23 protein-coding genes and 1 pseudogene are annotated in these 26,335 nt (G+C 63.0%); 14 read left to right on the plus strand and 10 right to left on the minus strand.

The genetic code is table 11. From position 1 onward, the window contains the following. Window positions 1-33 precede the first annotated feature (33 nt). The 3 genes from AC3CCE_RS21670 (at window position 34) to AC3CCE_RS21680 (ending at window position 5,581) form a co-directional block, all read left to right on the plus strand. A complete protein-coding gene (locus AC3CCE_RS21670) occupies window positions 34-2,604 on the plus strand; it encodes a GcvT family protein (RefSeq protein ID WP_352625905.1) in 2,571 nt (856 codons plus the stop codon). A gap of 84 nt (window positions 2,605-2,688) precedes the next feature. Then, window positions 2,689-4,218, plus strand: a complete 1,530-nt coding sequence (locus AC3CCE_RS21675; RefSeq protein ID WP_352625904.1) for an ArnT family glycosyltransferase — start codon at window positions 2,689-2,691, stop codon at window positions 4,216-4,218. A gap of 55 nt (window positions 4,219-4,273) precedes the next feature. Beyond that, complete coding sequence (locus AC3CCE_RS21680) at window positions 4,274-5,581, plus strand: M24 family metallopeptidase (RefSeq protein WP_352625952.1); 1,308 nt, start codon at window positions 4,274-4,276, stop codon at window positions 5,579-5,581. On the opposite strand, the gene AC3CCE_RS21685 is transcribed toward AC3CCE_RS21680, so the two are convergent. Together AC3CCE_RS21685 and AC3CCE_RS21690 are read right to left on the minus strand one after the other, a co-directional pair. Beyond that, window positions 5,546-6,373, minus strand: coding sequence for a phosphate/phosphite/phosphonate ABC transporter substrate-binding protein (locus tag AC3CCE_RS21685; RefSeq protein WP_023751607.1), 828 nt, complete (start codon window positions 6,371-6,373; stop codon window positions 5,546-5,548). The genes AC3CCE_RS21680 and AC3CCE_RS21685 overlap by 36 nt on opposite strands. 91 nt (window positions 6,374-6,464) lie before the next feature. Continuing rightward, complete coding sequence (locus AC3CCE_RS21690) at window positions 6,465-7,475, minus strand: fatty acid desaturase (RefSeq protein WP_352625903.1); 1,011 nt, start codon at window positions 7,473-7,475, stop codon at window positions 6,465-6,467. 224 nt (window positions 7,476-7,699) lie between these two features. Here AC3CCE_RS21690 and AC3CCE_RS21695 point away from each other — a divergent pair, with 224 nt between their 5' ends. Beyond that, window positions 7,700-8,557, plus strand: a complete 858-nt coding sequence (locus tag AC3CCE_RS21695) for a helix-turn-helix domain-containing protein (RefSeq protein ID WP_352625902.1) — start codon at window positions 7,700-7,702, stop codon at window positions 8,555-8,557. 114 nt (window positions 8,558-8,671) lie between these two features. Then, on the plus strand, window positions 8,672-9,694 hold the full coding sequence (bmt, locus tag AC3CCE_RS21700) for a betaine--homocysteine S-methyltransferase (RefSeq protein ID WP_023688124.1): 1,023 nt from the start codon (window positions 8,672-8,674) through the stop codon (window positions 9,692-9,694). Between the two features lie 8 nt (window positions 9,695-9,702). Here the strand turns inward: bmt and AC3CCE_RS21705 are convergent, their stop codons facing one another. The 7 genes and pseudogenes from AC3CCE_RS21705 to AC3CCE_RS21735 form a co-directional block, all read right to left on the minus strand. Further along, the gene (locus AC3CCE_RS21705) at window positions 9,703-9,969 is read right to left on the minus strand and encodes a hypothetical protein (RefSeq protein ID WP_023724232.1); all 267 of its coding nucleotides are present in this window, start codon (window positions 9,967-9,969) and stop codon (window positions 9,703-9,705) included. 226 nt (window positions 9,970-10,195) lie between these two features. Then, entirely contained in the window at window positions 10,196-12,307 is a 2,112-nt protein-coding gene (locus AC3CCE_RS21710; RefSeq protein WP_352625901.1) for a vWA domain-containing protein, read from the minus strand. A 2-nt stretch (window positions 12,308-12,309) separates the two neighbouring features. Next, on the minus strand, window positions 12,310-12,870 hold the full coding sequence (locus AC3CCE_RS21715; RefSeq protein ID WP_023688122.1) for an RNA polymerase sigma factor: 561 nt from the start codon (window positions 12,868-12,870) through the stop codon (window positions 12,310-12,312). A gap of 215 nt (window positions 12,871-13,085) precedes the next feature. Continuing rightward, window positions 13,086-14,264, minus strand: a complete 1,179-nt coding sequence (locus AC3CCE_RS21720) for a BaiN/RdsA family NAD(P)/FAD-dependent oxidoreductase (protein WP_352625900.1) — start codon at window positions 14,262-14,264, stop codon at window positions 13,086-13,088. A gap of 95 nt (window positions 14,265-14,359) precedes the next feature. Next, a pseudogene (locus tag AC3CCE_RS21725) lies at window positions 14,360-15,069 on the minus strand (dienelactone hydrolase family protein). Window positions 15,070-15,172: 103 nt separating this feature from the next. Continuing rightward, window positions 15,173-15,859 (minus strand): 4Fe-4S dicluster domain-containing protein, encoded by a 687-nt coding sequence (locus AC3CCE_RS21730; RefSeq protein WP_352519673.1) that lies wholly within the window; start codon window positions 15,857-15,859, stop codon window positions 15,173-15,175. An 89-nt stretch (window positions 15,860-15,948) separates the two neighbouring features. Continuing rightward, the gene (locus tag AC3CCE_RS21735; protein WP_023670403.1) at window positions 15,949-17,523 is read right to left on the minus strand and encodes a trimethylamine methyltransferase family protein; all 1,575 of its coding nucleotides are present in this window, start codon (window positions 17,521-17,523) and stop codon (window positions 15,949-15,951) included. Between the two features lie 261 nt (window positions 17,524-17,784). Between AC3CCE_RS21735 and AC3CCE_RS21740 the strand changes: the two genes are divergently transcribed. After that, on the plus strand, window positions 17,785-18,483 hold the full coding sequence (locus tag AC3CCE_RS21740; protein WP_023688118.1) for a corrinoid protein: 699 nt from the start codon (window positions 17,785-17,787) through the stop codon (window positions 18,481-18,483). Between the two features lie 88 nt (window positions 18,484-18,571). Here the strand turns inward: AC3CCE_RS21740 and AC3CCE_RS21745 are convergent, their stop codons facing one another. After that, window positions 18,572-18,712 (minus strand): entericidin A/B family lipoprotein, encoded by a 141-nt coding sequence (locus AC3CCE_RS21745; protein ID WP_023688117.1) that lies wholly within the window; start codon window positions 18,710-18,712, stop codon window positions 18,572-18,574. Window positions 18,713-18,777: 65 nt separating this feature from the next. On the opposite strand from AC3CCE_RS21745, the gene AC3CCE_RS21750 reads away from it, so the two are divergent. The 8 genes from AC3CCE_RS21750 to AC3CCE_RS21785 all read left to right on the plus strand — a co-directional run bounded on the left by AC3CCE_RS21750 (window position 18,778) and on the right by AC3CCE_RS21785 (window position 26,320). Continuing rightward, window positions 18,778-19,407: a DUF1638 domain-containing protein gene (locus AC3CCE_RS21750; protein ID WP_023691015.1), complete on the plus strand. Its 630-nt coding sequence runs from the start codon at window positions 18,778-18,780 to the stop codon at window positions 19,405-19,407. A gap of 114 nt (window positions 19,408-19,521) precedes the next feature. After that, on the plus strand, window positions 19,522-20,097 hold the full coding sequence (locus AC3CCE_RS21755; RefSeq protein ID WP_023670399.1) for a DUF4893 domain-containing protein: 576 nt from the start codon (window positions 19,522-19,524) through the stop codon (window positions 20,095-20,097). A gap of 110 nt (window positions 20,098-20,207) precedes the next feature. Further along, window positions 20,208-20,990 (plus strand): formyl transferase, encoded by a 783-nt coding sequence (locus AC3CCE_RS21760; protein ID WP_488377193.1) that lies wholly within the window; start codon window positions 20,208-20,210, stop codon window positions 20,988-20,990. Between the two features lie 188 nt (window positions 20,991-21,178). Then, on the plus strand, window positions 21,179-21,481 hold the full coding sequence (locus AC3CCE_RS21765) for a virulence factor (protein ID WP_023670397.1): 303 nt from the start codon (window positions 21,179-21,181) through the stop codon (window positions 21,479-21,481). Next, complete coding sequence (locus AC3CCE_RS21770; protein ID WP_488377194.1) at window positions 21,474-22,097, plus strand: methylenetetrahydrofolate reductase C-terminal domain-containing protein; 624 nt, start codon at window positions 21,474-21,476, stop codon at window positions 22,095-22,097. The genes AC3CCE_RS21765 and AC3CCE_RS21770 overlap by 8 nt, the downstream gene beginning before the upstream one ends. Further along, window positions 22,094-23,185, plus strand: coding sequence for a methylenetetrahydrofolate reductase (locus AC3CCE_RS21775; protein ID WP_023681780.1), 1,092 nt, complete (start codon window positions 22,094-22,096; stop codon window positions 23,183-23,185). The genes AC3CCE_RS21770 and AC3CCE_RS21775 overlap by 4 nt, the downstream gene beginning before the upstream one ends. An 80-nt stretch (window positions 23,186-23,265) precedes the next feature. After that, entirely contained in the window at window positions 23,266-24,240 is a 975-nt protein-coding gene (locus AC3CCE_RS21780; RefSeq protein ID WP_023681781.1) for a methyltetrahydrofolate cobalamin methyltransferase, read from the plus strand. Next, window positions 24,191-26,320, plus strand: coding sequence for an ASKHA domain-containing protein (locus AC3CCE_RS21785; RefSeq protein ID WP_032905612.1), 2,130 nt, complete (start codon window positions 24,191-24,193; stop codon window positions 26,318-26,320). The genes AC3CCE_RS21780 and AC3CCE_RS21785 overlap by 50 nt, the downstream gene beginning before the upstream one ends. The last annotated feature ends 15 nt before the right edge of the window (window positions 26,321-26,335 follow it).

A 26,335-nucleotide genomic window follows, 5' to 3' on the forward strand; every position in this document is an offset into this window, starting at 1 on the left:
GATTCAATTTACGCAAAAACGGACCTATCTCTCATGAAATCTCATGTAAAAGCGGTTGTCATTGGCGGCGGCGTCGTTGGCTGCTCGGTGCTCTACCATCTGGCCAAGGCCGGCTGGACCGACATCATGCTGATCGAGCGTTCCGAGCTCACCTCCGGCTCGTCCTGGCACGCAGCCGGCGGCTTCCACACGCTGAACGGCGATCCCAACGTCGCCAAACTGCAGGCCTATACGGTGCAGCTCTACAAGGAGATCGAGGAAATCTCCGGCCAGTCCTGCTCGCTGCATCTGACCGGCGGCGTGATGATGGCCGATACGCCCGAGCGCATGGATTTTCTGCGCCTGGCCCACGCCAAGGGCCGCTATCTCGGCATGGACACCGAGCTGATCACGCCCTCCGAAGCCAAGGCGATGTTCCCGCTGATGGACGAGACCAATTTCGTCGGCGCCATGTGGGATCCGGTCGAAGGCCATCTCGATCCCTCCGGCACGACGATCGCCTACTCCAAAGCGGCCAAGAAGCTGGGCGCCGAGATCGTGCTGCGCAACCGCGTCGTCGAACTGACGCAGGAAGTTGACGGCACCTGGAACGTCGTCACCGAACAGGGCACCGTCCACGCCGAGCATGTCGTCAACTGCGGCGGCCTGTGGGCGCGCGAGATCGGCCGCATGGTCGGCGTCGAACTGCCGGTGCTGGCCATGGAGCACATGTACCTGCTCACCGAGCCGATGCCCGAGGTCGAAGAGTTCAACAAATCGACCGGCCGCGAGATGATCGGCGTGCTTGACTTCAAGGGCGAGATCTACACCCGACAAGAGCGCAACGGCATCCTGCTCGGCACCTATGAAAAGGCCTGCAAGCCATGGTCGCCGGTCAACACGCCGTGGGATTTCGGCCATGAACTGCTGCCGCCCGACCTCGACCGCATCGCGCCGTCGCTGGAGATCGGCTTCAAGCATTTCCCCGGCATCGAGAAAGCCGGCATCAAGCAGATCATCAACGGCCCCTTCACCTTCGCGCTCGACGGAAATCCGCTGGTCGGGCCGGTGCAGGGCCTGACCAATTTCTGGTGCGCCTGCGCCGTCATGGCCGGCTTCAGCCAGGGCGGCGGCGTCGGCCTCGCGCTGTCCAACTGGATGGTGCATGGCGATCCCGGCTTCGACGTCTGGGGCATGGATGTCGCCCGCTTCGGCGAGTGGGCCGGCCTGCGCTACACCAACGCGAAGGTGCGCGAAAACTATTCGCGCCGCTTCTCCATCCGCTTCCCCAATGAAGAGCTGCCGGCTGCGCGTCCGGCGCAGACGACGCCGCTCTACGATACCATGCTCGCCAACAACGCCGTCATGGGCGATAGCTGGGGCCTGGAGACCCCGCTGTGGTTCGCGCCGAAGGGCAAGGAGCCGAAGGACGTCGTCTCCTTCCACCGCTCGAACGATTTCGGTCCTATCGGCGAGGAAGTGCGCGCCACGCGCGAACGCGTCGGCGTCACCGAAATCGCCAACTTCGCCAAATACGAAGTGTCCGGACCTGCGGCTGAGGATTTCCTCAACCGGCTGATGACCAACCGCATGCCGAAGACCGGCCGCATCGTGCTGACGCCGATGATCAACGAATTCGGCAAGCTGATCGGCGACTTCACCATCGCCAAGGCAGGCGAAGACAGATTTATGATCTGGGGCTCGTCCGCTGCGCAGAAATACCACATGCGCTGGTTCGAAAAGCACCTGCCGAAGGATGGTTCGGTGCGCATCCACCGCTTCGATCAGACGCTCGTCGGCCTGTCGATCGCCGGGCCGAAATCGCGCGACCTCTTGCAGAAGCTGGTCGATGTCGACATCTCGACCAAGGCATTTCGCTTCATGGATTTCCGCGAAATGGCGGTCGGCGGCGCGCCCTGCATGGTCAACCGCATCACCTATACCGGCGATCTCGGCTATGAAATCTGGATGGCGCCGGCCTATGAGCGCCTGGTCTACAAGGCGATCAAGGACGCCGGCGAGGAGTTCGGCCTCGTCGATTTCGGCATGCGCGCTTTGCTCTCCATGCGCCTGGAGAAGAACTTCCCGACCTGGTACCGCGAGCTGCGGCCGATCTACGGCCCGTTCGAAGGCGGGATGGACCGCTTCATCAAGCTGGAGAAGAACGACTTCATCGGCCGCGAGGCCGCCGCCAAGGAACAGGCGGAAGGGCCGAAACTGCGCCGTGTCTCCTTCATCATCGATGCGGCCGACGCCGATGTCATGGGCGACGAGCCGATCTGGGCCAAGGTCGGCAAGGACTATGGCACGGTGGAAAAGCCGCATGGCTATGGCGCGCCACGCTTCGACATGGCGGGCAAGGAAGTGCGTGGCTCGAAGGCTGCCGAAGGCGCTTCCGCCGTGCGCGGCATCGTCGACGGCGACTGGCGGGTGGTCGGCTGGGTCACCTCGGGCGGTTATGCGCACTATGTGCAGAAATCGATGGCGCAGGGCTATGTGCCGGCGGCACTCGCCGAGCACGAAAGTGCCGGACTGTTCGAGATCGAGATCCTCGGCCACCGGCGTCCGGCGCGCATCAATGTCGAGGCGCCCTTCGACCCCAGCGGCGAGAAGATGCGGGCCTGAAAAGGCGACAGGGAGCGTGAGATCGTGTAAGGGGCCTTCGGCAGTTGGCCGCAGGCATTTTCCCTCAATGAGAAGACGATCCCCTTGCAGTATCTAGAGAAATGGACGGACTGGCTCTGCGAAGGCAAGGTCGGTCCCTTCAACGCCGCACTGGTCTGCGTCGCGGTCTATTGCGTCGTCCAGATCGTGGTGATGGCGCTGCTGTCCCATGTCGTAGGAACCGGTGTCGGCGTCGACGATTCCGAACAGCTGATGTACATGCACTACCTCTGGGCTGGCTATGGCGGCTCGCAGCCGCCGCTCTACACCTGGCTTGCCCGCCTCGTCGCCGCCGTGGTCGGAACGAACATCCTGGCGCTCAAGATCGTGAAGTACCTGCTGATCGGAGCGGCGCTGGCGTCGGTTTTCATCGCTGTCCGTCGCCTGGGCTATTCCAGCCGCGCTGGCGCCGCCGCATTGTTCGGCCTGCTGTTGTTTCCGCAGATGGTGTGGGAGATGCAGCACGCCCTCACCCACTCGATCGCCGCTTTCTGTTTTTCAGTGGTGCTGTTTCTTGCGCTCGTTGAACTGGTGCAGCGGCGTTCGCTGGCCACCTATGTGCTGTTTGGCGTGGCGATGGCCGCCGCCATCCTGTCGAAATACAACAACGCGATCTTTCTCGGCGCGCTGATGCTGTCCACCCTGTCGCTGCGCGAAACGCGCGGCGTCATCCTCAACCGCCGGTTTTCGATCAGCCTTGTCGTGGCGGTGCTGCTTTGCCTGCCGACGCTCTACTGGAACCTGACCTATACCGACCAGTTGCTGTCGCACAGCGGCGGCTTCGGCATGGGCAGAGGAGAAAGCGCCATACAAACCGCATTCTACGGAATGCGCGGACTGGGCAAGGCTATCCTGTATTTCGCCGTGTTGCCGGCCGGCATATTCGTCGCGGCTTTGCTCATCGCATGGAAAAAGCCGGCGCCGGCTCTGCAACCGGCGCCATGGACCGAGAAACTGGTGTGGCGCACCATCGCTTTTGCCCTGGCGATGACCATCGTGCTCGTCCTGGCGAGCGGGACGACGCAATTTCGCGATCGCTGGATGCTTCCCATTCTTGTGTTGCTGCCGGTCGCGCTGGCCTTGCGGATGGATGCCAGAGGCGACAAGGGAAGGAAGGTGCAGGACGTCGTCGTGTTTGTCGGCGCAACGCTTGCCATCCTCGTGCTGCCGGTGACCTGGTACACGCACCTCAATGGCGGCGACAGCCGCGGCAGCATCGTGCGTGTCGACTACCAGTCGCTCTATGGCCAGCTGACGGCAAACGGTCCGGTTCGCACGGCGATATCGAGCTGGCACTGGGTGGGAAATCTGCGTCTTGTCGATCCCGATCTGGTCGTGCTCGACGACGAGATGCCGGACTTCGGCCATTTGCTGATCGAGCCGGCGGTGCTCGTGATGGCCAATGACAAGGAACCTCCCGAGGGCATCCTGCGGGCCTTGAGCGAGGCCGGCTATGTCGCTGACGGCTCGCCGCAGCAGTTGGTCGTTCCGATGCTGTTCGACAGCGAGCCGCCCACCCGCACGCTGACGGTCACGCGGCTGAAGAAAGCGGCCGCGGGCGCAGCGTCACAGTAAGTCGGCAGGGAGGCGTCGGGTGGAGAAACAAGGGTTCGGCCGTCACCGCAAGATCATGCCGTTCGAGCCCGGCTCCGTCGAAGCCTTGCGCGAAACATCGCGCCAGAAGGCGGCGTCGCTGAACCAGCATCTGCTGGGCTATGGCGCGCTGGCTGAAGCCGAATGGCAAGCGGCAGGCATCGCCGCGCCCGATCTTGCCGCGATGCGCAAATACCGGCTCGAGCGCCTCCGCGCCGAACTGAGGCGCCGAAACTACGCCGGCGCGCTGCTCTACGACCCCGTCAACATCCGCTACGCCACCGATTCGACCAACATGCAGCTGTGGGTCGCGCACAATCCGACCCGCCACTGCTTCGTCGCCACTGAGGGACCCGTGGTGCTGTTCGACTATTTCTCCTGCGAGCATCTGTCCGATCATTCCGGCGTCGTCGACGAGGTGCGGCCGGCAGTGTCGTGGATGTATCTCTATGGCGGCGAGCTGACCGAGCACAAAGTCCGCCGCTGGGCGGCCGGCATCGCCGATCTGGTCAAGGAGCATGGCGGCGGCAACAGCCGCATTGCGGTCGACCACATCAACCCGGAAGGCGTCGAGGAACTCGCCCGGCTCGGCATTTCGATCGGCAATGGCGAAGCGGTGATGGAAAATGCGCGGCTGATCAAATCGCCGGACGAGATCCTCGCCATGCGCCGCGCCATCGTCGCCTGCGAGGCGGCGATGGGCGAGATGGAAGCGGCGTTGAAGCCGGGCATTTCCGAAAACGAATTGTGGGCCGAACTCCACCGCGGCAACATTGCGCGCGGCGGCGAATGGATCGAGACCCGGCTGCTGGCCTCGGGGCCGCGCACCAATCCGTGGTTCCAGGAATGCTCATCGCGCGTGATCGAGGAAGGCGACCTCGTCGCCTTCGACACCGACCTGATCGGCCCCTACGGCTTCTGCGCCGATCTCTCGCGCACCTGGCTTTGCGGTGACGCCAGGCCGTCGAACGAGCAGCGCGACCTGTTCCGCATTGCCGCCGACCAGATCGCCCACAACACGCAATTGATGCAGCCCGGCATGTCCTTTCGCGACCTGGTCGAACGCTCCGTGGTGCCGCCGGGAGATTGCTTCCCGGCGCGCTACGGCGTGCTCTATCACGGCGTCGGCCTCGCCGACGAGTATCCAACCCTGCCACATGCCAGCGACTGGACGCCGGACACGCCCGATGGCGTGCTGGAGCCGGGAATGGTCCTGTGCGTGGAAAGCTATATCGGCCGTCTCGGCGACCATGAGGGCGTCAAGATCGAGGAACAGATCCTGATCACCGAGACCGGTAACGAGCAGCTTTCAACCTACCCGTTGGATGCGAGGCTGCTCGGCTGATCCGGCAAGCGCCTCGCGCAGAGCCTTGAGCGTCTTTTCCGGCGTCGTCCTGGCGGTGATGTAGGGCAGGCCTTTGCGCCTTGCCGTCCAGCCGACGACCTTCACGGCGTTTGCCGCAGGCTCGAAACGCTGCGCCAGCGCCCAGCTCTCACAGTCGATGGCAGCTATATCCGCCTTGCCCTCGGCGACCGCGACGATCGAGCCGCGATGGCCACCGCTCTCGCTGCGCGAGGGAAACATATCCATGCTCTCGCCGGCGGCCTGCAGGTCGCGCGTCAGCGCGATGATGCCCGACATCGAATCGAGGCTGTTGTAGGTAAAACACTTGCCACGCATCAGATCGAGCGGCAGCAAGGCTTTGCCATCCGCGGGCGAGCGAACCTCCGGTCCCTCGCCCGTCCGCATCACCAGCGCGCTCGAATAGAGTTCGCCTTCGCCGCCCTCGTAAGCGTCGTAGCTCGGCTGGCCGACCACCTGCACATGCTTGCTCAGGCCGAGTTCCATCGGCCCCCAGCAGGTCTGCGCGAACAGCAGCGCCGGATGCAGCCAAAGCTGGTGATGGTCGAGTTCGTCCGGCGGCAGTATCGCCGGATCGGGCGCGATCAGTCTGCCCTCGGCGTCGTGGATACCGCCCGGCACCGGCGGCAGGTCGCCATTGCGGCGCACGATTGTCTGCGGCCCATCGACGCCCTTGTGCCGAAAAGCATCGCGCAACGCTGCCCATTGCGCGTCGACCTCGCCACGCACTTCGGGCCAGTCATACATCGGCAATGCCGCAACCAAATCACTCATGCCGACACTCAATCATCATGGCTCGGGAAAGGATCGCAAAAACGCGGCGTCCAATCAGAATTGGCCGACACGGGTTCGGGAAGTCCGGGGATTATTCCTTCGGCGGCTCGGCCGGAACCGGCGCGCTGCCAAGCCCGCTGATGCTGCGCGCCCTGATGCGCGGCTTGAACGCCCTGCCCGGCTCGGGCTGGCGGCGCAGCACCGGGTGCACGATCGGCTCCTTGGCCTTGAAGGCGTAGGCTTTGATCAGTGCGAAATAGTTCGGATAGGCGTAGCCATTGTTCATCCGCAGCCACTCGTCGCGGCGGTCGGCAAACAGTTTTGGAAGTCTGTACCAGGCAACCGTCGGCGTCTTGTGGTGAACGAAGTGCAGATTGTTGTTGAGGAACAGGAACGACAGCGGCGAGCGCTCGATGATCACCGTGCGTCCTTCAGGGTGCTCGGACCACTGATGTTCGGCGAAAGTCCGGACCGCGATCAGCGACTGGCCGAGCCAGACCGGCACCAGAATGTAGAGCCATACCGGAATGCCGAAGCCGAACTGCACGATCGGCACCACGAAGGCGAGGCCGATCGCATGCAGCAGCCATGCCTTGCCGATCACCTTGTCGCCGGCAATCACATGCCTGGCGTCGTCGACGAAGAAACCGATGCAGGACAGCCAGGGGCCGAGAAAGAAACGGCCGGCCATGGTGTTGTTGATCTTGAGCAGGAATTTCATCGTCGGCGGCAGATCGTCATGCATCCACAGCGCCTGGTAATAGCTCTCGGGATCGTCGAGCGGATCGGTCAGGCGCTCGTCGGCGTGGTGGCGCAAATGAAGCGTCTTGAAGCGACGGAACGGCCAGACCAGGCCGATCGGCAGGAAGACGAAGGCTTCGTTGATGAGCGCGCTGCGCGTCGGATGGCCATGCAGCACTTCGTGCATGATCGACGACTGCAAGGCCAGGATGAAGCCGAGGAGAAGAAGTGCCGGGATCGGATAAGAGGGCCAGAGCAGGAGCCCGGCAGCGAGCCACATTCCGTAACAGAAGAAAGCGAGGACCACGGTCGGCCACTCGATGGCCGCTGCGTCGCGTCGTTTGATGCGCTTGCCTGTCATGCTATCGACCACTGCCCCTCAGTCGCCGGAATTGGTTCCTGACAGCATAGTGTCAGGAGAAGCGATTCCGCTCAACGAGACAAAGTGTACAAAATGTTGCGATTGCGCATTTTTGGCCGCAGATGTTATACATTGTAAACACCCCTACGGATTCATTTACGCTGGAAGTGCTGATTCGACGGCTCGGGCGCAAATTTTTCCTAAGAGAGTGCGGAGAACGAACAGTGGACAAACGGGACCTTTCGGCAATCTTCCGGGAGCGCCTGAAGCTGCTCCTGACACGGTCCGATCTCAACCAGTCAGCTTTCGCGTCTGCAGTCGGCATCGACCGGTCGGCGCTGTCGCAACTGATGTCCGGCGCCTCGACGCGCCTGCCACGTGCCGAAACGCTGCTCAACATCGCCGCCGAATTCAAGATCTCGCTGGACTGGCTGCTCGGCCTCTCCCAGGATGAAGGCGTCACCGGCGAAATCCGCGAAAGCCTGGAGATCGAAGAGGCGCCCGACGGCTTCGACCGCACGCTGCTCGCCAAATGGTTCGCCGAGGCCGCAGGCACCAAGATCCGCTATGTGCCGGCCGGCATTCCCGATCTCCTGCGCACACGCCAGCTGGTCGACTACGAAGCCAACATCACCAACCGCAGCCGTCTGGCGCAGGCCTGCGAGACGCAGTACCGCATCGAGTACAACCGGCGCCCTGAGACCGACATGGAGGTCTGCATGCCGCGCCATACGCTTGAGATCTTTGCCCGCGGCCTGGGCGTCTGGGACCGCTTTCCCGAGGCTGACCGCCGGCAGCAGCTTGCCCATATGGCGACGCTGCTTGACGATCTCTACCCCACCTTCCGCCTGTTCCTCTATGACGGCCGCATGCGCTATTCCATCCCGCTGACCATCTTCGGCCCTTATCGCGCCGCCATCTATGTCGGCGACATGTATGTCGTGCTGAACGCCACCCAGCCGGTACAGGCGCTGACCCAGCATTTCGACAATCTGATCCGGGCCGCGGACATCAACCCGCATGAGGCCGCCGCCTACGCGCGCAATCTGGCCGGCGCGTCATTTCCATCGGGTTCTGCCTGATCGCCAACGCCCCGGAAAGGCGCGCCGCGCGGCATTGCAGGTTGCAAACACATTGACTGGACATAAAGACTTCTTTATATCCTTATTCCATTCAAATATCTGAAAGTCGATCCGATGACCGCGAACAATCCCATCGATGCTCTGCTGGCCGAAAAGGGCGTGCTGCTCGCCGATGGCGCCACCGGCACCAATCTGTTCGCCATGGGTCTGGAGGCCGGCGAAGCGCCGGAGTTGCTGAACGAGACAGCGCCCGACACCATCACCAGCCTGCACCAGAATTTCGTCGACGCCGGCGCCGATATCATTCTCACCAACTCGTTCGGCGGCACGCGCCACCGGCTGAAGCTGCACCATGCGCAGGACCGCGTGCATGCGCTGAACAAGCGCGCCGCAGAGATTGCCCGGGCGGTCGCCGACAAGGCCGGCAGGAAAGTCATCGTCGCCGGCTCGGTCGGGCCGACCGGCGAGTTGCTGGTGCCGCTCGGCGCCATGACCTATGACGAGGCGGTCGAGGCCTTCGCCGAACAGATCGAAGGCTTGAAGGAAGGCGGCGCCGAAGTCGCCTGGATCGAGACCATGTCTGCGCCGGACGAAATCCGCGCCGCGGCGGAGGCCGCCATCCGCGTCGGCCTGCCCTACACCTATACCGGTTCGTTCGACACTGCCGGCCGCACCATGATGGGCCTGCTGCCCAGGGATATCCACGGCGTCGTCGACGGACTTTCAGAGACACCGCTCGGTGTCGGCGCCAATTGCGGTGTCGGCGCCTCCGACATCCTGGCCTCGCTGCTCGACATGACCGAGGCGAAGCCGGAAGCGACGGTGATCGTCAAGGGCAATTGCGGCATTCCCGAATTTCGTGGCACCGAGATCCATTATTCCGGCACGCCGGAGCTGATGGCCGACTATGTCCGGCTGGCGGTGGATGGCGGCGCGAAGATCATCGGCGGCTGCTGCGGCACCTCGTTCCAGCACCTTGCCGCCATGCGCAAGGCGCTCGACGCGCACACCAAATCCGAACGCCCGACCGTCGCGGGGATCGTCGAGCGCATCGGTCCGATGCGCAACAAGGTGGCGACCGAAAACACCGCCGAGACCAGCGAAGCCCGCCGCGAACGCCGCCGCAGCCGGGCCTGATATCGAACTTATTCGCTGTTTTCAGCGTAACGCGATAGCGCCGTCGTGAAATCCAGGGCGGTGCTGTCGGCGCTTTCATTCATCGTCACCAGGTCACCCGACGACTGCGGATTGCCGATCTGCTCCAGCATGACACGAAAGCGGTCATTGGTCAGCGCCGACTTTGCGGTATTCCGGGCTGCGTCGACGTCATCCATGATGCGCCTGGATTCTGGCGACAGCGTTCCCGACGCCTGCGTGTGTCTCACCGCCGGCGTCGTGTTTCCAATGTTCATGATCTGCAATTCCCGGCTCCCCAAGCCCAGTCCCTAACCATGGGATAACATTCGGAGCATTGCGATGACGTTCCGGAAAAGCCACACAATTTAATGATCGGCCGGACATCGCCAGTACCCGGAAAAAAGGCCGGCAGGGTTTCCCCCGCCGGCCTGCCTCACCCGCCCGTAGCCGGTTCCCCGTATCAGAACGACCCCCGTCTGAAAGGAACCGGCGTTATTGCCACTACCGGTTACCGCCCAGCGCCGAGGCAAGGCGCACAAGCGAAAGGAACTCGGACCTGTACCCAAACGGGTCGGCTCCTCGGGCGGCGGTGGCAATCTCAATGATCTTGTCGTAGCCGAACTTCGCGGTCGCATCCTCGTCGCGCAGCTTCTGGCCGAAGGCGGCGACAGCGACGGAGAAACGCTGGTCGGTGCTGGCCTGGTCGAAGGACGCGACCTCGTTGGCCGAGGTCACCGGCGTGGTGATCAGCTTCGAGACGTCTTCGTTCGGCAGCTTGTAGCGGATCTTGACGAATGCATATTCGTCGGCATTGGCGACGCCGCCATTGTTGACCGTCGCCTGGCCGTAGCGCAGCGGATCCATCTGCTCGCCGCCACTGCCCTTCGGCGTGATCTCGTAGATGGCGGTCACCGAATGACCGGAGCCGATATCGCCGGCATCGACGCGGTCATTGTTGAAGTCCTCGCGGTTCAAGGCGCGGGTTTCATAGCCGATCAGCCGGTACTCCGAGACCTTGTCTGGATTGAACTCGACCTGGATCTTGACGTCCTTGGCGATGGTGAACAGCGTCGAGGAGGCATCCTCGACCAGAACCTTCTCGGCCTCGGCCAGCGTGTCGATATAGGCGGCGGTGCCGTTGCCGTTCTGGGCGATGGTCTGCATCATCTGGTCGTTCAGATTGCCGCGGCCGAAGCCGAATACCGACAGGAACACGCCGGTCTTGCGCTCCTGCTCGATCAGCCGCTTCAGATCGTCGTCATCGGTCTGGCCGACATTGAAGTCGCCGTCCGTGGCCAGCATCACACGGTTGATGCCGTCCTTGACGAAGGACTGCTGGGCAAGCCTGTAGGCTTCCTTGATGCCCGCCTCGCCGGCCGTCGAGCCGCCGGGCGACAGATTGTCGATGGCGTTGAGGATCTTGTCCTTCTCGGTAACCTTGGTCGGCATCAGCACGGTGCCGGCGTCACCGGCATAGGTGACGATCGAGATGGTGTCGTCCGCCTTGAGCTTGCTGACCAGCAGCCGGAAAGCCGACTTGAGCAGCGGCAGCTTGTCAGGCTCGTCCATCGAACCCGAGACGTCGATCAGGAACACCAGATTGGCCTTGGGCTGCTCGACCGGCTTGATGTCGAAACCCTTGATGGCGACGTGCATCAGCTTGGTGTGCCCGTTCCACGGTGTCGGCATGACGCTGACGGTCGAATTGAACGGCGTCGAAGCCGAGTCCGGCCCCTTCCAGTCATAGGGGAAGTAATTGACCATCTCCTCGACGCGCACCGTGTCGGCCTGCGGCAGGTAGCCCTGCTTCAGCGAGCCGCGGACGAAGGAATATGAAGCGGTGTCGACGTCGATCGAGAAAGTCGAGACCGGATCCTGAAGCGCTGCATGCACAGGATTGGTCTTGAAATCCTCGACGCGGTCGCGGTTTGGTTCCTGCGGCGCTATCTGGTCGGCCGGCATCGTCGAAGGCTGCGCCAGGTACTTGGACTCGGTCGCGCCGGCCATGCGGTCGACCCGCGCGCCGCCGGCCGGAGCAGCGGTGCCGTCAAGCGAAAACTCGCGGCTCTCAACTGGCGCAGGCTCGGCCAACACGCCGCGCCCCAGCGCATCCTGCTGCGCCGGGGCGACAGCAACGGTCGATTCGGGCTTCGGCGGCGCGGGTGGCGTAAGCGGCGTAGTGGTGTCGCGGCTTCGCACATCGGCGTCGGCCTTCTTGTCGCCTTCGGGCGCCTGCTTTTCTTTTACCGGCGCGTTGATCGCCGGCCCATTGGTTGCCGGCTTGTCGGCCAGCGTTTCGGTAATCTTCTCGTCGCCGCCGAACGGCGACGGCTGTTCCCTCAGCATGTGGAAGGTGGCGTATCCGGCGATCGGCAGGGCGACGAGCCCGGCAATGGCTGGCGTGGCGATGAGTTTCTTCTGCATGATCTCGCTCCAGAGCTTTTGTGCTCGCTCTGTGAGACGAAGCCCGCCGACCGATCCTTGGGTGACGGCAGAAATATTTTCCTGATCATAGGCGCTCATGGCGGCTTCGACGGCGCGTGCCTTCGCGCTTTCGCCCGGCGCCGGTACTGCTGCGTCGCGCAGCCTGTTGAGTTCGTTGTCGTCGACCATGGTCACACTTCCCCGGCTGAACGAATCAACGTCTTCAGCCGTTTCTTCGCTTCATGGATGTGCCAGGAAACCGTCGTCTCCGAGATTGCCATCGCCTCGGCGGCGGCCGCATGGCTCAAACCTTCGCCATAGACCAGAAGTACTGCATCGCGCTGCTTGTCCGGCAATTGCCGCACCGCTGCCCAGAGCGCCTCAGTGGGATCTTCAGGTTCGGCCGAGGCCTCTCCCGATATCATGCTGTAGGCGCCGAAAGCCTCGGTCTTGACGTTTTCGCGCGTCGTCTTGCGCATCATGTCGCGCGCCGCGTTCAACGTCACGGAATAGAGCCATGTCGTGAACGCGCCGCCGCCGCGGTAGTCGCGGATCGCCTTGCCGAGACGGACACAGACCTCCTGGGCGATGTCTTCGGCATCGGCCTTCTTTCCGCACCAGCGATAGGCGGCGCGATAGACGAAGTCGTAGTGCCGCTCCAGCAATTTGCCGAAGGCACCCCTGTCTCCGCCCTTCGCCCGCCCGATCAATTCGGCGTCGGAGGCTTCGCTTTCATCCAGCATCATCGCCATCATTTGCCTGTTGGACGAAGGCTAATGGCCAATCCTTGGGGTTATGGAAAGATTTTTTTCCGAGGCGACGGATGCACGCGCAACAGGTGCGCTGAGATTCAGGTCAGGCCGAGCCGAAAACGATGGATTTCGAGAACCGGAGCGGAGCGTACTTTTGGTACGCGAGCACCGGAAGCACAGAAAGCCGTCGTTTGCAGGCCGGCCTCACCTGAATATCAGCACACCTGGCCCGAGGCCCAGCCGGACGACCAAGCCCACTGAAAATTATAGCCGCCCAGCCAGCCCGTGACATCGACGACTTCGCCGATGAAAAACAGCCCCGGCACGGATTTCGCCTGCATCGTCTTCTGATCGAGCCCGTTGGTATCGACACCGCCAAGCGTCACTTCCGCCGTGCGGTAACCCTCGGAGCCGGCCGGCTTGATGCGCCAGTCGTTGACGGCGGCTTCGACGGTTTTCATTTGCAGGTCTGTCAAATCAGCGAGATTGCCATCGATCCCACTGCGCTCGGCGACTGCTTGCGCAAGGCGCTTCGGCAAATGGTTTGCAAGCACCGTCTGCACCGCTTGCCTGCCGTTGACGCGCCGGGCGGCGCGAAGCAGTTCCGCCACATCCCTCCCCGGCAGCATGGCGATGCGGATCTCGTCGCCCTCGCGCCAATAGGACGATATTTGCAGGATGGAAGGCCCGCTCAAGCCGCGATGCGTAAACAGCATCGCTTCTGAAAACCGCGTCTTGCCGCAGGCGACTTCGGCATCGACGGCATTGCCGGCCAAAGGCGCCAGCCGCTCCAGCGTTCTTGCGTCGAAGGTAAGCGGCACGAGCGCCGGCCGTGTTTCCAACACCGCAAGGCCGAATTGCGCCGCAAGCTCGTAGCCGAAACCGGACGCGCCCATTTTGGGGATCGACTTGCCCCCGCAAGCCACGACCAGCGAATTGCAGGCGACGCTGCCAGTGGAGAGCGTCAGCACAAAACCGTCCGCGGCCTTGCTGACGTTCCTCACCTCGGTCGACAGCGCAAGTTCCACGCCCCCATCCTGCATTTCGGAGACCAGCATGTCGATGATCAGCCGCGCCGAGCCATCGCAAAACAGCTGTCCCAGCGTCTTCTCGTGATAGGCGACGCCGTGGCGTTCGACGAGCCCGATGAAATCGCGCTGCGTGTAGCGGCTGAGCGCCGAAATGCAGAAATGCGGATTGCCCGAGATGAAATTCTTCGGGCTCGCATGGATGTTGGTGAAATTGCAGCGGCCGCCGCCGGAGATGCGGATCTTCTCGCCGGGCTTTGTCGCGTGATCGAGCACTAGGACCGAGCGGCCGCGCTTGCCCGCCTCGATGGCGCACATCATTCCGGCCGCACCGGCGCCGATCACCACGACATCATAGGATTGCATCAGGCTGTTCGTTCCCGCTCGACTGGCGCTGTTTTAACAGGCCGCGCCAATCGTGCAGTCTCTACCCGTTCGTTGCGACTTCAGGCAACGCCTCGTTAGATCAGCGTCTCGGCGAACAGCGTCGTCAGTCGCTTCCAGTGGCGCTCGGCGCCGGCCGCGTTGAAGACGCTGTGATCCGACACGCACCAGCCATGCGCCATGCTGGCATAGTTCTCCAACAAATGGTCAACCTCCGCCACGCGCAGCGCCTCGGCCAGTCGCGCCGACTGCTCCGGCGGAAAACTGCGGTCCACCCCAGACGTTCCGACATAGACCCGCGCCTTGATCATTGCAGCCTTGCGGTGCGGGCTGTCGGCGGCATCGCTGGCCAGATTGCCGCCATGGAAGCTTGCCGCCGCCAGGATGCGATCGGGATAGGTTGCAGCCGCATTCAAAGCCCGCGCCCCGCCCATGCAGTAACCGACGACACCGACCGGTCCGGTGACACCTTCAGCGGTAAAATGGTCATGTCCTGTGTCGTGCCGTGGACCAACGCCGTCAGCGCGACCTTGGTCTCCTCGACGACGAAAGCGGTCTTGGGCTCGAACGGCCCGTAGGGTGCGTTGCGATAGAAAAGATCCGGCACCAGCACCGCACAGCCCTCGCCAGCCAGGCGCTCCGCCATTGCGTCGAGCGCCGGTCGCGGACCGAAGGCGTCCATATAGAGAATGACACCGGCCCTGGACGGGGAAGCGGTCGCCGAACGGAACAGCCCGGCTTTCGCTACGCCGTCCTCGGTTTTTATCTCAATGTCCTGCTTCGCCATGGCGCGCCCGTAGATTGTCGTGCGATACATATAAGCAGGCATTGTCAGGGCAAGCCGTTCCCTGACAATCCCGTTCAACACTTTGTGCGGGCTTTCGACCCGGCTACAGGCCAGCAAACGCCGTCATGTGAAAGGCCTGAACCTCAGGCGGATAGCGATGGGCCGTGCCATACGGACAGGCGTTGCGGTCGAGGCAGCCGCCGCCGCGGCATGGTTCGCCCTTCGATCCCCGCACATGCGCCAGGCAAGCCTGATGAGCGAAACCATCGACCGAATAGGCATCAACCGGACAGGATTTCAGGCAAGGTTTTGCGACACAGGCGTCGCAAAGGTGAATCGCTTCGCGACGTTCAGGAAGCGCGATCTCATCCTCGAACAGCAACGCGCCGCGATAGGCATGCCAGAGCCCGTACTGCGGATGCATCAGGATGCCCAGCGGCGACGGTCTCAGCCCCTCCGCTCGCATCGCCCATTGCTGGAACGGCAGATAAGGTCTGTCCGAAGGCGAAACGGCGCGCGCGCCGAATTTCTCCGCCACCGCACCGATCACTTCGCGCGACCATGTGTCGAGCGGATTAGCAATGGTTTGCGGTTGCCGGTCGCGCCAGCGCAGGAAATGCGGCCAGGGTGCCGCTCCCGCCTGCCCGACCAATAGCACGGATTTGGCAGGGGCGGCTGAAGGGCCATGCGGCGGCGTTTCGCTTGTTGCGAAATTGAAGCCGCCGCGCAGGATGAGGCCGTCGGCGGAAAGCGCGGCCGCTATCTCGTCAGCCCGGCGCCGCGCAATCATCCCTTCTTGTCCGGGTCGGAGAAAGCGCTCCGCCAGACTTCCTTGTGGATGATGTTGGCGACTTTAGCCCCGCCTGACTCGGGCTCCTTTCAGGTGAAGGCGTCAGCCATCGACGCCTTCTTCGTCGCGATGTAGTCCTTCAGCCCGTCGTCGATGCCCGGATCGAGATACGGCGCCTCGTAGGTCTCCAGCCAGCGGCGGGCGAGTTCGTTGGCGCGCTGCGGCGCTGTTTTCTCCCCCTCGGCCAGCCACTGCTCGTAGGAATTGTTGTCGGCGATGCTGGAGCGATAGAAGGCGGTCTGGAAATTCGCCTGCGTGTGGTCGCAGCCGAGATAGTGGCTGCCCGGGCCGACCTGGCGGATGGCGTCCATCGCCTGGCCGTTTTCCGAGAGGTCGACGCCTTCGGAAAACTTTTGCGTCATGCCGAGCTGGTCGATGTCCATCATGAATTTTTCGTAGCAGGAGGCCAGTCCGCCCTCGAGCCAGCCGGCCGAATGCAGGACGAAATTGGTGCCGGCAAGAATGGTCGAGTTGAGCGTGTTGGCGCTCTCATAGGCGGCCTGCGCGTCCGGAACCTTGGAGGCGCAGAGCGAGCCGCCGGTGCGGAACGGCAGACCGAGCCGGCGGGCAAGCTGTGCGGCGCCGTAGGAAACCAGCGACGGCTCCGGTGTGCCGAAGGTCGGCGCACCAGACTGCATGGAGATCGACGAGGCGAAGGTGCCGAACAGCACCGGCGCGCCGGGACGGATCAACTGCGTGAAAGAGGCGCCGGCCAGCACCTCTGCCAGAACCTGCGTCAGCGTGCCGGCCACCGTGACCGGGCTCATCGCGCCGGCAAGGATGAACGGCGTGACGATGCAAGCCTGGTTGTGACGCGAATAAACCTTCAGCGCGCCCAGCATGGTTTCGTCGAACACCATCGGCGAATTGGCGTTGATCAGGCTGGTCAGCACGGTGTTGTTTTCGACGAAATCGTCGCCGAACACGATCTTGGCCATGGCGACGGTGTCTTCGGCCCGCTCTGGCGCCGTCACCGAACCCATGAACGGTTTGTCCGAATATTTGATGTGGCTGTAGATCATGTCGAGATGGCGTTTGTTGACCGGCACGTCGACCGGCTCGCAAACCGTGCCGCCCGAATGGTGAATCGACGGCGCCATATAGGCGAGCTTCACGAAATTCCGGAAATCCTCGATCGTCGCGTAGCGCCTGACACCGTCGAGATCGCGCACGAAGGGCGGACCATAGACCGGCGCGAAGACCGTGGCGTTGCCGCCGATCTGCACCGAACGTTCGGCGTTGCGCGCATGCTGGGTGTAGATGGGCGGCGCGGTCTTCAGCAGCGAGCGGCAGAGGCCCTTGGGAAAATGCACGCGCTCGCCCTTGACGTCGGCGCCCGCCTCTTTCCAAAGCTGCAGCGCCTCGGCGTCGTCGCGAAAGATGATGCCGATCTCTTCCAGCACCGTATCGGTGTTGTTTTCGATAATCGCCAGGCCTTCCTCGTTGAGGACCTCATAGATGTTGATCTTGCGCTTGATATAGGTGAGCTGGGTGCCCGGTCCGCCGCCCGAGCGCGCCGCCCGCCTTGCAGCCGCGCCGCCGCTGGCAGCACGTCCACGTCGCGCATTGGACGCTTCCTGGTCGACTGACGCGTTTTCACTCATGATCGTTTTTCCCTAAAAACCGTTTGCGGCCGCGTATGGCGGCTTCTCGCCCGGATCGTAGCCATGCACCCTATTCGAAACGGCCCGCCAGCGCCAACGCCTGTCGCAAAATCGACAAGAATTCCAATAGATTTGCGGTCGCTTTCCTTTTGCGGGAAGTCGCAAATCAGCTATGGATACCTGCCCCCGCCGGGTTAGGTATTGACGCGATTATTTTAAGCCGCCGTGGTCGCATCCCGTGCGGCAAGGAGCCCGAGAAAAATGGCCGACGACGAGATCATCCTCTCCGAGCTTTCCGACGACGAGTTGGTGCAGCAGATGCACGACGATCTCTATGACGGGCTGAAGGAAGAGATCGAGGAAGGCACCAACATCCTGCTCGAGCGCGGCTGGGTGCCCTACAAGGTGCTGACCGAAGCTCTGGTCGAAGGCATGCGCATCGTCGGCGAGGACTTTCGCGACGGCATCCTGTTCGTTCCCGAGGTGCTGCTGTCGGCCAACGCGATGAAAGCCGGCATGTTCATCCTGCGCCCGCTGCTGGCCGCCACCGGCGCGCCGAAGCAGGGCAAGATGGTGATCGGCACCGTCAAGGGCGACATCCACGACATCGGCAAGAACCTCGTCGGCATGATGATGGAAGGTGCCGGCTTCGACGTCATCGATCTCGGCATCAACAATGCGGTGGAAAAATACCTCGACGCCATCGAGCAGCACCAGCCCGACATTATCGGCATGTCGGCGCTTTTGACCACGACCATGCCTTACATGAAGGTCGTCATCGACACGATGAAGGAAAAGGGCATCCGCGACGACTATGTCGTCCTGGTCGGCGGCGCGCCGCTAAACGAGGAATTCGGCAAGGCCGTCGGCGCCGATGCCTATTGCCGCGACGCGGCTGTGGCGGTCGAGACCGCCAAGGACTTCATGAAGCGCAAGCATAACGTGCGCGCTTCAGCCTGATCTGTTACGAAATGCGTCTGGGCCACAATCGAAAGCCGCGCCTTGCAGCGCGGCTTTTTTGTTCCAGCTATTGGAACGGATGGCTGCGTCAGGGTTTGGTGACGGTGTCGTCGACGGCTTTCGCAGTCGATTTGATATCCCGGCCGACACCACGGACGGTGTTGGCACAGGCCGTAAGCGCCAGGATGCAGGCAAGGATTGCAATCGGCGCAACGCGTAACAGTTTCATGGACGGTTTATCCCTCTCTCGATAGATTCGCCCCACAGCAACGAAGGCCGCTTCGACCAGGTTCCATGGCCAGAATGCAAAAAACGAAACCGAATCAGGACGACAGGCTGCTGGTCATCGCCTGCGGAATGATTGCGCGCGAAGTTTTGGCCGTCAAGGAGCAGCTCAAGCTCGACCATCTCGACCTGACCTGCCTGCCGGCGGAGTTCCATTTCTACCCCGACCGCATCGCACCGGCGATGGACAAGGCGATCGAAAAGGCCAAGGCGGAAGGCTATAGCAACATCTTCGTTGGCTATGCCGATTGCGGTACCGGCGGCATGCTCGACCGGGTCCTGGAGAAGCACGGCGTCGAGCGCATGGCCGGGCCGCACTGCTTTGCCTTCTACCAGGGCATGGACGCCTATGCGAAGGTCGCCGACGACGACATGATGTCGTTCTACATGACCGATTTCCTGTGCCGCCAGTTCGACGCCTTCTTCATGAAGCCGCTCGGCCTCGACAAGCACCCGGAGCTGATCAAGGACTATTTCGGCAACTACCAGAAGCTGATCTACATCGCCCAGACCGACGATCCGGAACTCGACAAGGTCGCCGAGAAGGCCGCGAAGATGCTTGGCCTCGCCTATGAGCGCCGCTCGACGGGCTATGGCGACCTGACGGCCGGACTGGCGCAGGCCGCCGCCCACGCCTGAAGCGGTTCTTGAGCCGGGACGCTGTCGAGAACAGATGACAGGCCGCCGCGAATGGTTAAGTTGTGAGCCAAAAGCAAACAGGCTGATTCAGCCATCCGAACACGGAACGTCCCGATGACCCCTCGCGTCCTGCTTGCCGCCCTTGGCCTCCTCTGCCTCGTCTTGCCCGCTCGCGCCGACGGCGAGGTGCAGAAGATCATCACGCCTGCCGACAAGGTTCGCCTCGACAAATATGGCGAGACCCGCAAGGCGGCGCTGGCCGAGGCAAAAGCGGGAGACCCGGCTGAGGTCAGCCAACTCGACGCGCTGCTGGCAAAGCCGATAGTGGCCTTTTCCGACAAGGACCTGAGCGGCAACTGGCAATGCCGAACCATCAAGGTGGGCCTGACCGGCCCGCTGGTCATCTATGGCTGGTTCAAGTGCAAGGTCACGGACGATGGCTCCGGCTGGCAGCTGGAAAAGGTCAGCGGCTCGCAACGCACCAAGGGCCGTTTCTTCGACGATAGCGAAAAACGCGCGATCTATCTCGGCTCCGGCTATGTCAATGACAACAAGCCAAAACCCTATGGCAGCGGCCCGGAAAGCGACCAGGTCGGCTATGCCTTCCGCACCAGCGCCAATGAATGGCGCATCGAATTCCCGGCGCCCTACTACGAATCGAAACTCGACATCATCGAGTTCAAGCGCTGATCCGTTGGTCTCTCGCTGGCCGGGCGGTCATCAAGATTTAACCTCGCCCGGCACAGAATTGAGCCGGGCAGCGCACGGCAAATGGTTGCGCGCCGGCAAGAAAGCGTGCCATGGCATCAGCGGTTGAAAAAAGTGCTGCGATCGTCATCGTCACCGAAGGCGGACCGCACATCTGGGCAATCGTCAACGCCATCGCCGACCAGTTCGGTCCTGTCAGCGTCATCCTCGAAAGCCCTGAATCCAAAAAACAATTGCTGCTCGGCCGGGCGCGCCGCCAAGGCTTGTTTTCGGCCATCGGCCAGCTTGGCACGATGGTGCTGACCAGGCTCGGCAAACACTTCTTCGCCGGGCACGCGGAGCGGCTGATCGCAGCGCAAAAACTGCAGACAGAGCCGAGGCCGGGACAAAAGATCATCCACGTCTCCTCCGCCGACGGGCCCGATTGCCTGCAGGCGGTCGCCGACATCCGCCCGGGCGTGGTGCTGCTCGCCGGCTGCCGGATTTTGTCCCGGCAGACGCTGGCGCAAATGCCCTGCCCGGTCCTCAACTACCACGCCGGCATCGCGCCCAAATACCGCGGCATGAATGGCGGCTACTGGGCGCTGGCCTCCGGCGATCTCCAGAATTGCGGCACCACCGTGCATCTGGTCGACGCCGGCGTCGACACCGGCGGCGTGTTGAAACAGGCGCGCGGCAAGCCGGAGCCCGGCGACACGATTTCGAGCTATGCGTTGCGCCAGGCGGCGTTCTCGCGCGACATCTGCGTCGAGGCGGTCCGCGACGCCTTGGACGGAAAGTTGGCCACGATCAAGCCGGACCTGCCGTCGAAACAATGGTACCATCCGACGATCTGGTTCTATCTCTGGACCGGCCTGACCAAGCGGGTTTGGTAGCCAGCCTTCCCTCGGAATCTCGCCTTTCTTTTTGCGACGTCCAATAGCGTCGCTTTTGAATGCGCGCGCGTCGTCCCATAACAAGCAGCCCCACTGCGCATCCGGCAATGCTCACACCTGCTGGACAAAGTGGTGGAGCGTCGTTTCCCTCATGGACGCACGGCGCTCTACAGGGAGTGAGAGAATTCATGGCCGATCTGATCGTCGTCTATTGGCGCGACATCCCCGCCCAGGTCATCGTCAAGAAGGGCCGGCAGAACGCCAAGCGCGAACTGCCGCTGCGCTTCACCGAGGCGATCGATATGTGCGCCATGCGCACCGGCGCCGGCGGCACCGACGATTACCTCGCCGAATGGCGCAAGGCCGATCCGATCCCGGTCGGCGACGACCTCGAAGCCGAGGTCGAGAAGGCATTCAGCGACATCGACGCGAAATACGACCGCGAGCGGCTGGTCGCTCTAGTCAAGGCAGGCGGGAAAGAAAATGTCTGAAACGACTCCTGCCAAAGAGGGGCCAAGGGTTACCCAGCCGGTTACCCAGGCCACGCAGGTCAAGAAGGCAGCGCCGAAATCCGACTACAAGCCGGCCGACGTATCGCCGCAGCGGCGCGTGCAGCGCTCGTTTGCGATCAGGCTGTGGTCGATCCGCCATTCGCGATTGCTCGAATGGTTCTACTCCAGATTCGCAGACATGTTCCTGCTGCTCCATCCGCTGTGGAAAGGCCTTGGCTACGGCCGCGTCGAAGCGCCGATCAAGTTCGTTGAAAAACGCGTAAAAGGCTTCATGTTCGACTGCCGCATGTGCGGCCAGTGCATCCTGTCCTCGACCGGCATGTCGTGCCCGATGAACTGCCCCAAGCAGCTGCGCAACGGCCCTTGCGGCGGTGTGCGCGCCAACGGCAATTGCGAGGTCGAGCCCGATATGCCTTGCGTCTGGGTTAAGGCCTGGGAAGGCTCGCGGAACATGGAGCATGGCGACAGGATCCTGACCGTGCAGAAGCCGGTCAACCAGTCGCTGCGCGAAACCTCGGCCTGGCTGCGGGTGACGGCCCAGTCGGCAGCGGCCCGTGAAGCAGCGGCCAAAGCCAACACTGGAGCGGCCGCGTGATCGGCCGCCAGCGCGATGAAAACCCGGCCGGCATCCATCTGCCGCTCGATCCGCTGCCCGGCCACTCCTCGCGTGGCCGGCTGGAGCGTGTGCTGCGGCGCGGCGAATTCGCGGTCACCACCGAGCTCAACCCGCCCGACAGCGCCGATCCCGAAGACGTCTATAACCGCGCGAAAATCTTCGACGGCTGGGTCGACGCCATCAATGCCGTCGATGCCTCCGGCGCCAACTGCCACATGTCGTCGGTCGGCATCTGCGCGCTTTTGACCCGCATGGGTTACGCGCCGATCATGCAGATCGCCTGCCGCGACAGGAACCGCATCGCGATCCAGGGCGACGTGCTGGGCGGTGCCGCCATGGGCGTCGCCAACATGCTGTGCCTCACCGGCGACGGCGTCCAGGCCGGCGACCAGCCCGGCGCCAAGCCTGTCTTCGACCTCGATTCCATGTCGTTGCTCGAAACCTGCCGCATCATGCGCGACAACGGCAAGTTCCTGTCCGGCCGCAAGTTGACGACGCCGCCGCAAATTTTCCTCGGCGCCGCCGTCAACCCCTTCGCGCCACCCTTCGATTTCCGCCCGATCCATCTCGGCAAGAAGATCGCCGCCGGCGCGCAGTTCGTGCAGACGCAATACTGCTTCGACGTGCCGATGTTCAGAACCTTCATGCAGAGGGCGCGGGACTTGGGGCATACGGAAAAAGTTTTCATCCTGTGCGGCGTCGGCCCGCTGGCTTCGGCCAAGACGGCCAAATGGATCCGCTCCAACGTGCCGGGCATTCATATTCCCGACGCCATCATCAAGCGGCTGGAAGGTGCGCAGGACCAGAAGAAGGAAGGCAAGCAGCTCTGCACCGACATCATCAACGAGGTGAAGGAAATTCCTGGTGTCTCCGGCATCCATGTGATGGCCTACCGCCAGGAGGAATATGTCGCCGAGATCGTCGATGAATCGGGTGTGCTGAAAGGCCGCCAGCCATGGAAACGCGAGATCCGCCACGACGATCAGATGGTCGCCGACCGGCTCGAGAGCATACTGCACGACGACATTACCGAAACGCAGGTGGATATGGTGAAGACCGCGCACTGACAGCGCGGACGGCCAGCCATTCGCTTGAATGAAACCAGACAACGATATAAAGAAATCTTTATATCAGGCGGAGAGACTTCATGACCCGGACCATCGTCGCCTCGGCGACACGAGAGATCATCATCGGCTTCGACCAGCCTTTCTGCGTCATCGGCGAGCGCATCAACCCGACCGGCCGCAAGAAGCTGGCCGCCGAGATGATCGCCGGCAATTTCGAGACCGTCGTCAAGGATGCGCTGGAACAGGCCGCCTGCGGCGCCACCATGCTCGACGTCAATGCCGGCGTCACCTCCGTTAATCCGAACGAAACCGAACCCGGCCTGCTCGTGCAGACGCTGGAGATCGTCCAGGGCCTTGTCGACTTGCCGTTGTCGATCGACTCGTCGGTGACCGCCGCCATCGAGGCAGCGCTCAAGGTCGCCAAGGGCCGGCCGCTGGTCAACTCCGTGACCGGCGAAGAGGAAAAGCTCGAAGCCATCCTGCCGCTGGTCAAGAAGTACAACGTTCCGGTCGTCGCCATCTCCAACGACGAGACCGGCATTTCGATGGATCCGGATGTGCGCTTCGCCGTCGCCAAGAAGATCGTGCAGCGCTGCGCCGATTTCGGCATTCCTGCGCATGACGTCGTCGTTGACCCGCTGGTGATGCCGATCGGCGCGCTCGGCGATGCCGGCCGCCAGGTCTTCGCGTTGCTGCGCCGTCTGCGCGAAGAGCTCAAGGTCAACACCACTTGCGGCCTGTCCAACATTTCGTTCGGCCTGCCGCACCGCCACGGCATCAACGCCGCCTTCATCCCGATGGTGATCGGCGCCGGCATGACTAGCGCTATCATGAACCCGGTTCGCCCGCAGGAAATGGAAGCCGTGCGCGGCGCCAATGTGCTCAACGGCACCGACGAGAACTGCACCAACTGGATCCGCACCTACAAGGATTACAAACCGGCCGAAGGCGGCCAGGCGGTCGCAGCGCCCACCGCCGTTAACGCTCCGGGCGAAGGCGGCGGCAATGGCGGTCGCCGGCGCGGCGGCCGTGAAGCCCGCATGGCCAGGGGATAAGCGCGCAATCGTGAACTCGCCTGCAAACATTACTGATCCGCTCGTGCTGTTCATGCCGTCAGGCAAGCGCGGGCGCTTTCCCGTCGGCACACCGGTGCTCGATGCCGCGCGTCAGCTCGGCGTCTATGTCGAGAGCGTCTGCGGTGGCCGCGCCACCTGCGGTCGCTGCCAGATCGAAGTGCAGGAAGGCAATTTCGCCAAGCACAAGATCGTCTCGTCCAACGACCACATCTCGCCCAAGGGCGCCAAGGAAGAGCGATATGAGCGCGTCCGCGGCCTGCCCGAGCGGCGGCGCCTGTCCTGCTCGGCGCAGATCCTCGGCGACCTCGTCATCGACGTGCCGCAGGACACGGTCATCAACGCCCAGACCATCCGCAAGGATGCCGACACGCGCGTCATCGCCCGCGATGCGGCGATCCGCATGTGCTATGTCGAGATCGAAGAGCCCGACATGCACAAGCCGCTGGGCGATCTCGACCGCCTCAAGATCGCCTTGATGAAGGATTGGGGCTTTAAAAACCTCGAATTCGACTTCTACCTGATGCCGCAGGTGCAAGGCATACTGCGCAAGGGTAACTGGACCGCGACCGCGGCCATCCACAAGGATGCCGAAAGCGACATCGCCCGCGTCATAGCACTCTGGCCCGGCCTCAAGAACGAGGCCTATGGACTGGCCTGCGACATCGGCTCGACCACCATCGCCATGCATCTGGTGTCGTTGCTGTCGGGCCGCGTCGCCGCTTCGTCGGGCACCTCCAACCCGCAGATCCGCTTCGGCGAGGATCTGATGAGCCGCGTCTCCTATGTGATGATGAACCCGGACGGCCGCGAAGGCATGACGGTCGCCGTACGCGAGGCGATCTCGGGCCTGGTCGACAAGGTCTGCGCGGAAGGCAATGTCCAGCGCAACGACATCCTGGATTCCGTCTTTGTCGGCAATCCGATCATGCACCATCTGTTCCTCGGCATCGATCCGACCGAACTCGGCGGCGCGCCCTTCGCACTCGCCGTCTCGGGCGCGGTGCGCATCAAGGCCTCCGATATCGGCCTGAAGCTCAACCAGGGCGCCCGCCTCTATATGCTGCCTTGCATTGCCGGCCATGTCGGCGCCGACGCCGCAGCCGTGACGCTGTCGGAAGGCCCGCATCGCCAGGACGAGATGATGCTGATCGTCGACGTCGGCACCAATGCCGAGATCGTGCTTGGCAACCGCAAGCGGGTGGTCGCAGCCTCCTCGCCCACCGGTCCCGCCTTCGAGGGCGCGGAAATCTCCGGCGGCCAGCGCGCTGCCCCCGGCGCAATCGAGCGCGTGCGCATCGACCCCGATACGCTGGAGCCGAAATACCGCGTCATCGGCTCTGAACTCTGGTCCGACGACCCCGGCTTCCTGGATAGCGTGCAGGCGACCGGCGTCACCGGCATTTGCGGCTCCGGCATCATCGAGATCGTGGCCGAAATGTACCTCGCCGGCATCATCTCCGAGGATGGCGTCATCGACGGGTCGCTGGCCGAGCGGTCGCCGCGCGTCACGGTCAACGGCCGCACCTTCTCTTATGTCTTGAAGGAAGGCGAACCCAAGATCACCATCACGCAGACCGACGTGCGCGCCATCCAGCTTGCCAAGGCGGCGCTCTATGCCGGCACCAAGCTTCTGATGGAAAAGCAGAACACCGAACACGTCGACCGCATCCATTTCGCCGGCGCCTTCGGCTCGTTCATCGATCCGAAATACGCCATGGTGCTCGGCCTGATCCCGGACTGCGACCTCGACAAGGTCTCGGCCGTCGGCAACGCCGCCGGCGCCGGTGCGCGGATGGCGCTGCTCAACCGCGGCTATCGCCGCGAGATCGAGGACACGGTCAGCCACATCGAGAAGATCGAGACCGCACTGGAGCCGAAATTCCAGGAGCATTTCGTCTACGCCATGGCGCTTCCCAACAAGGTCGATCCGTTCCCGAAACTGTCGGCGGCGGTGAAATTGCCGCCACGCAAGACCGTCAGCGAGGATGGCGTCGCCGGCGACGCCGCCCCGCGCCGGCGTTCGCGCGAAGGCCATGCCGCCAGGCGCAGCCGGGAATAAGCCGCCTTACGAAGG

The organism is Mesorhizobium sp. P160187 (assembly GCF_057766425.1).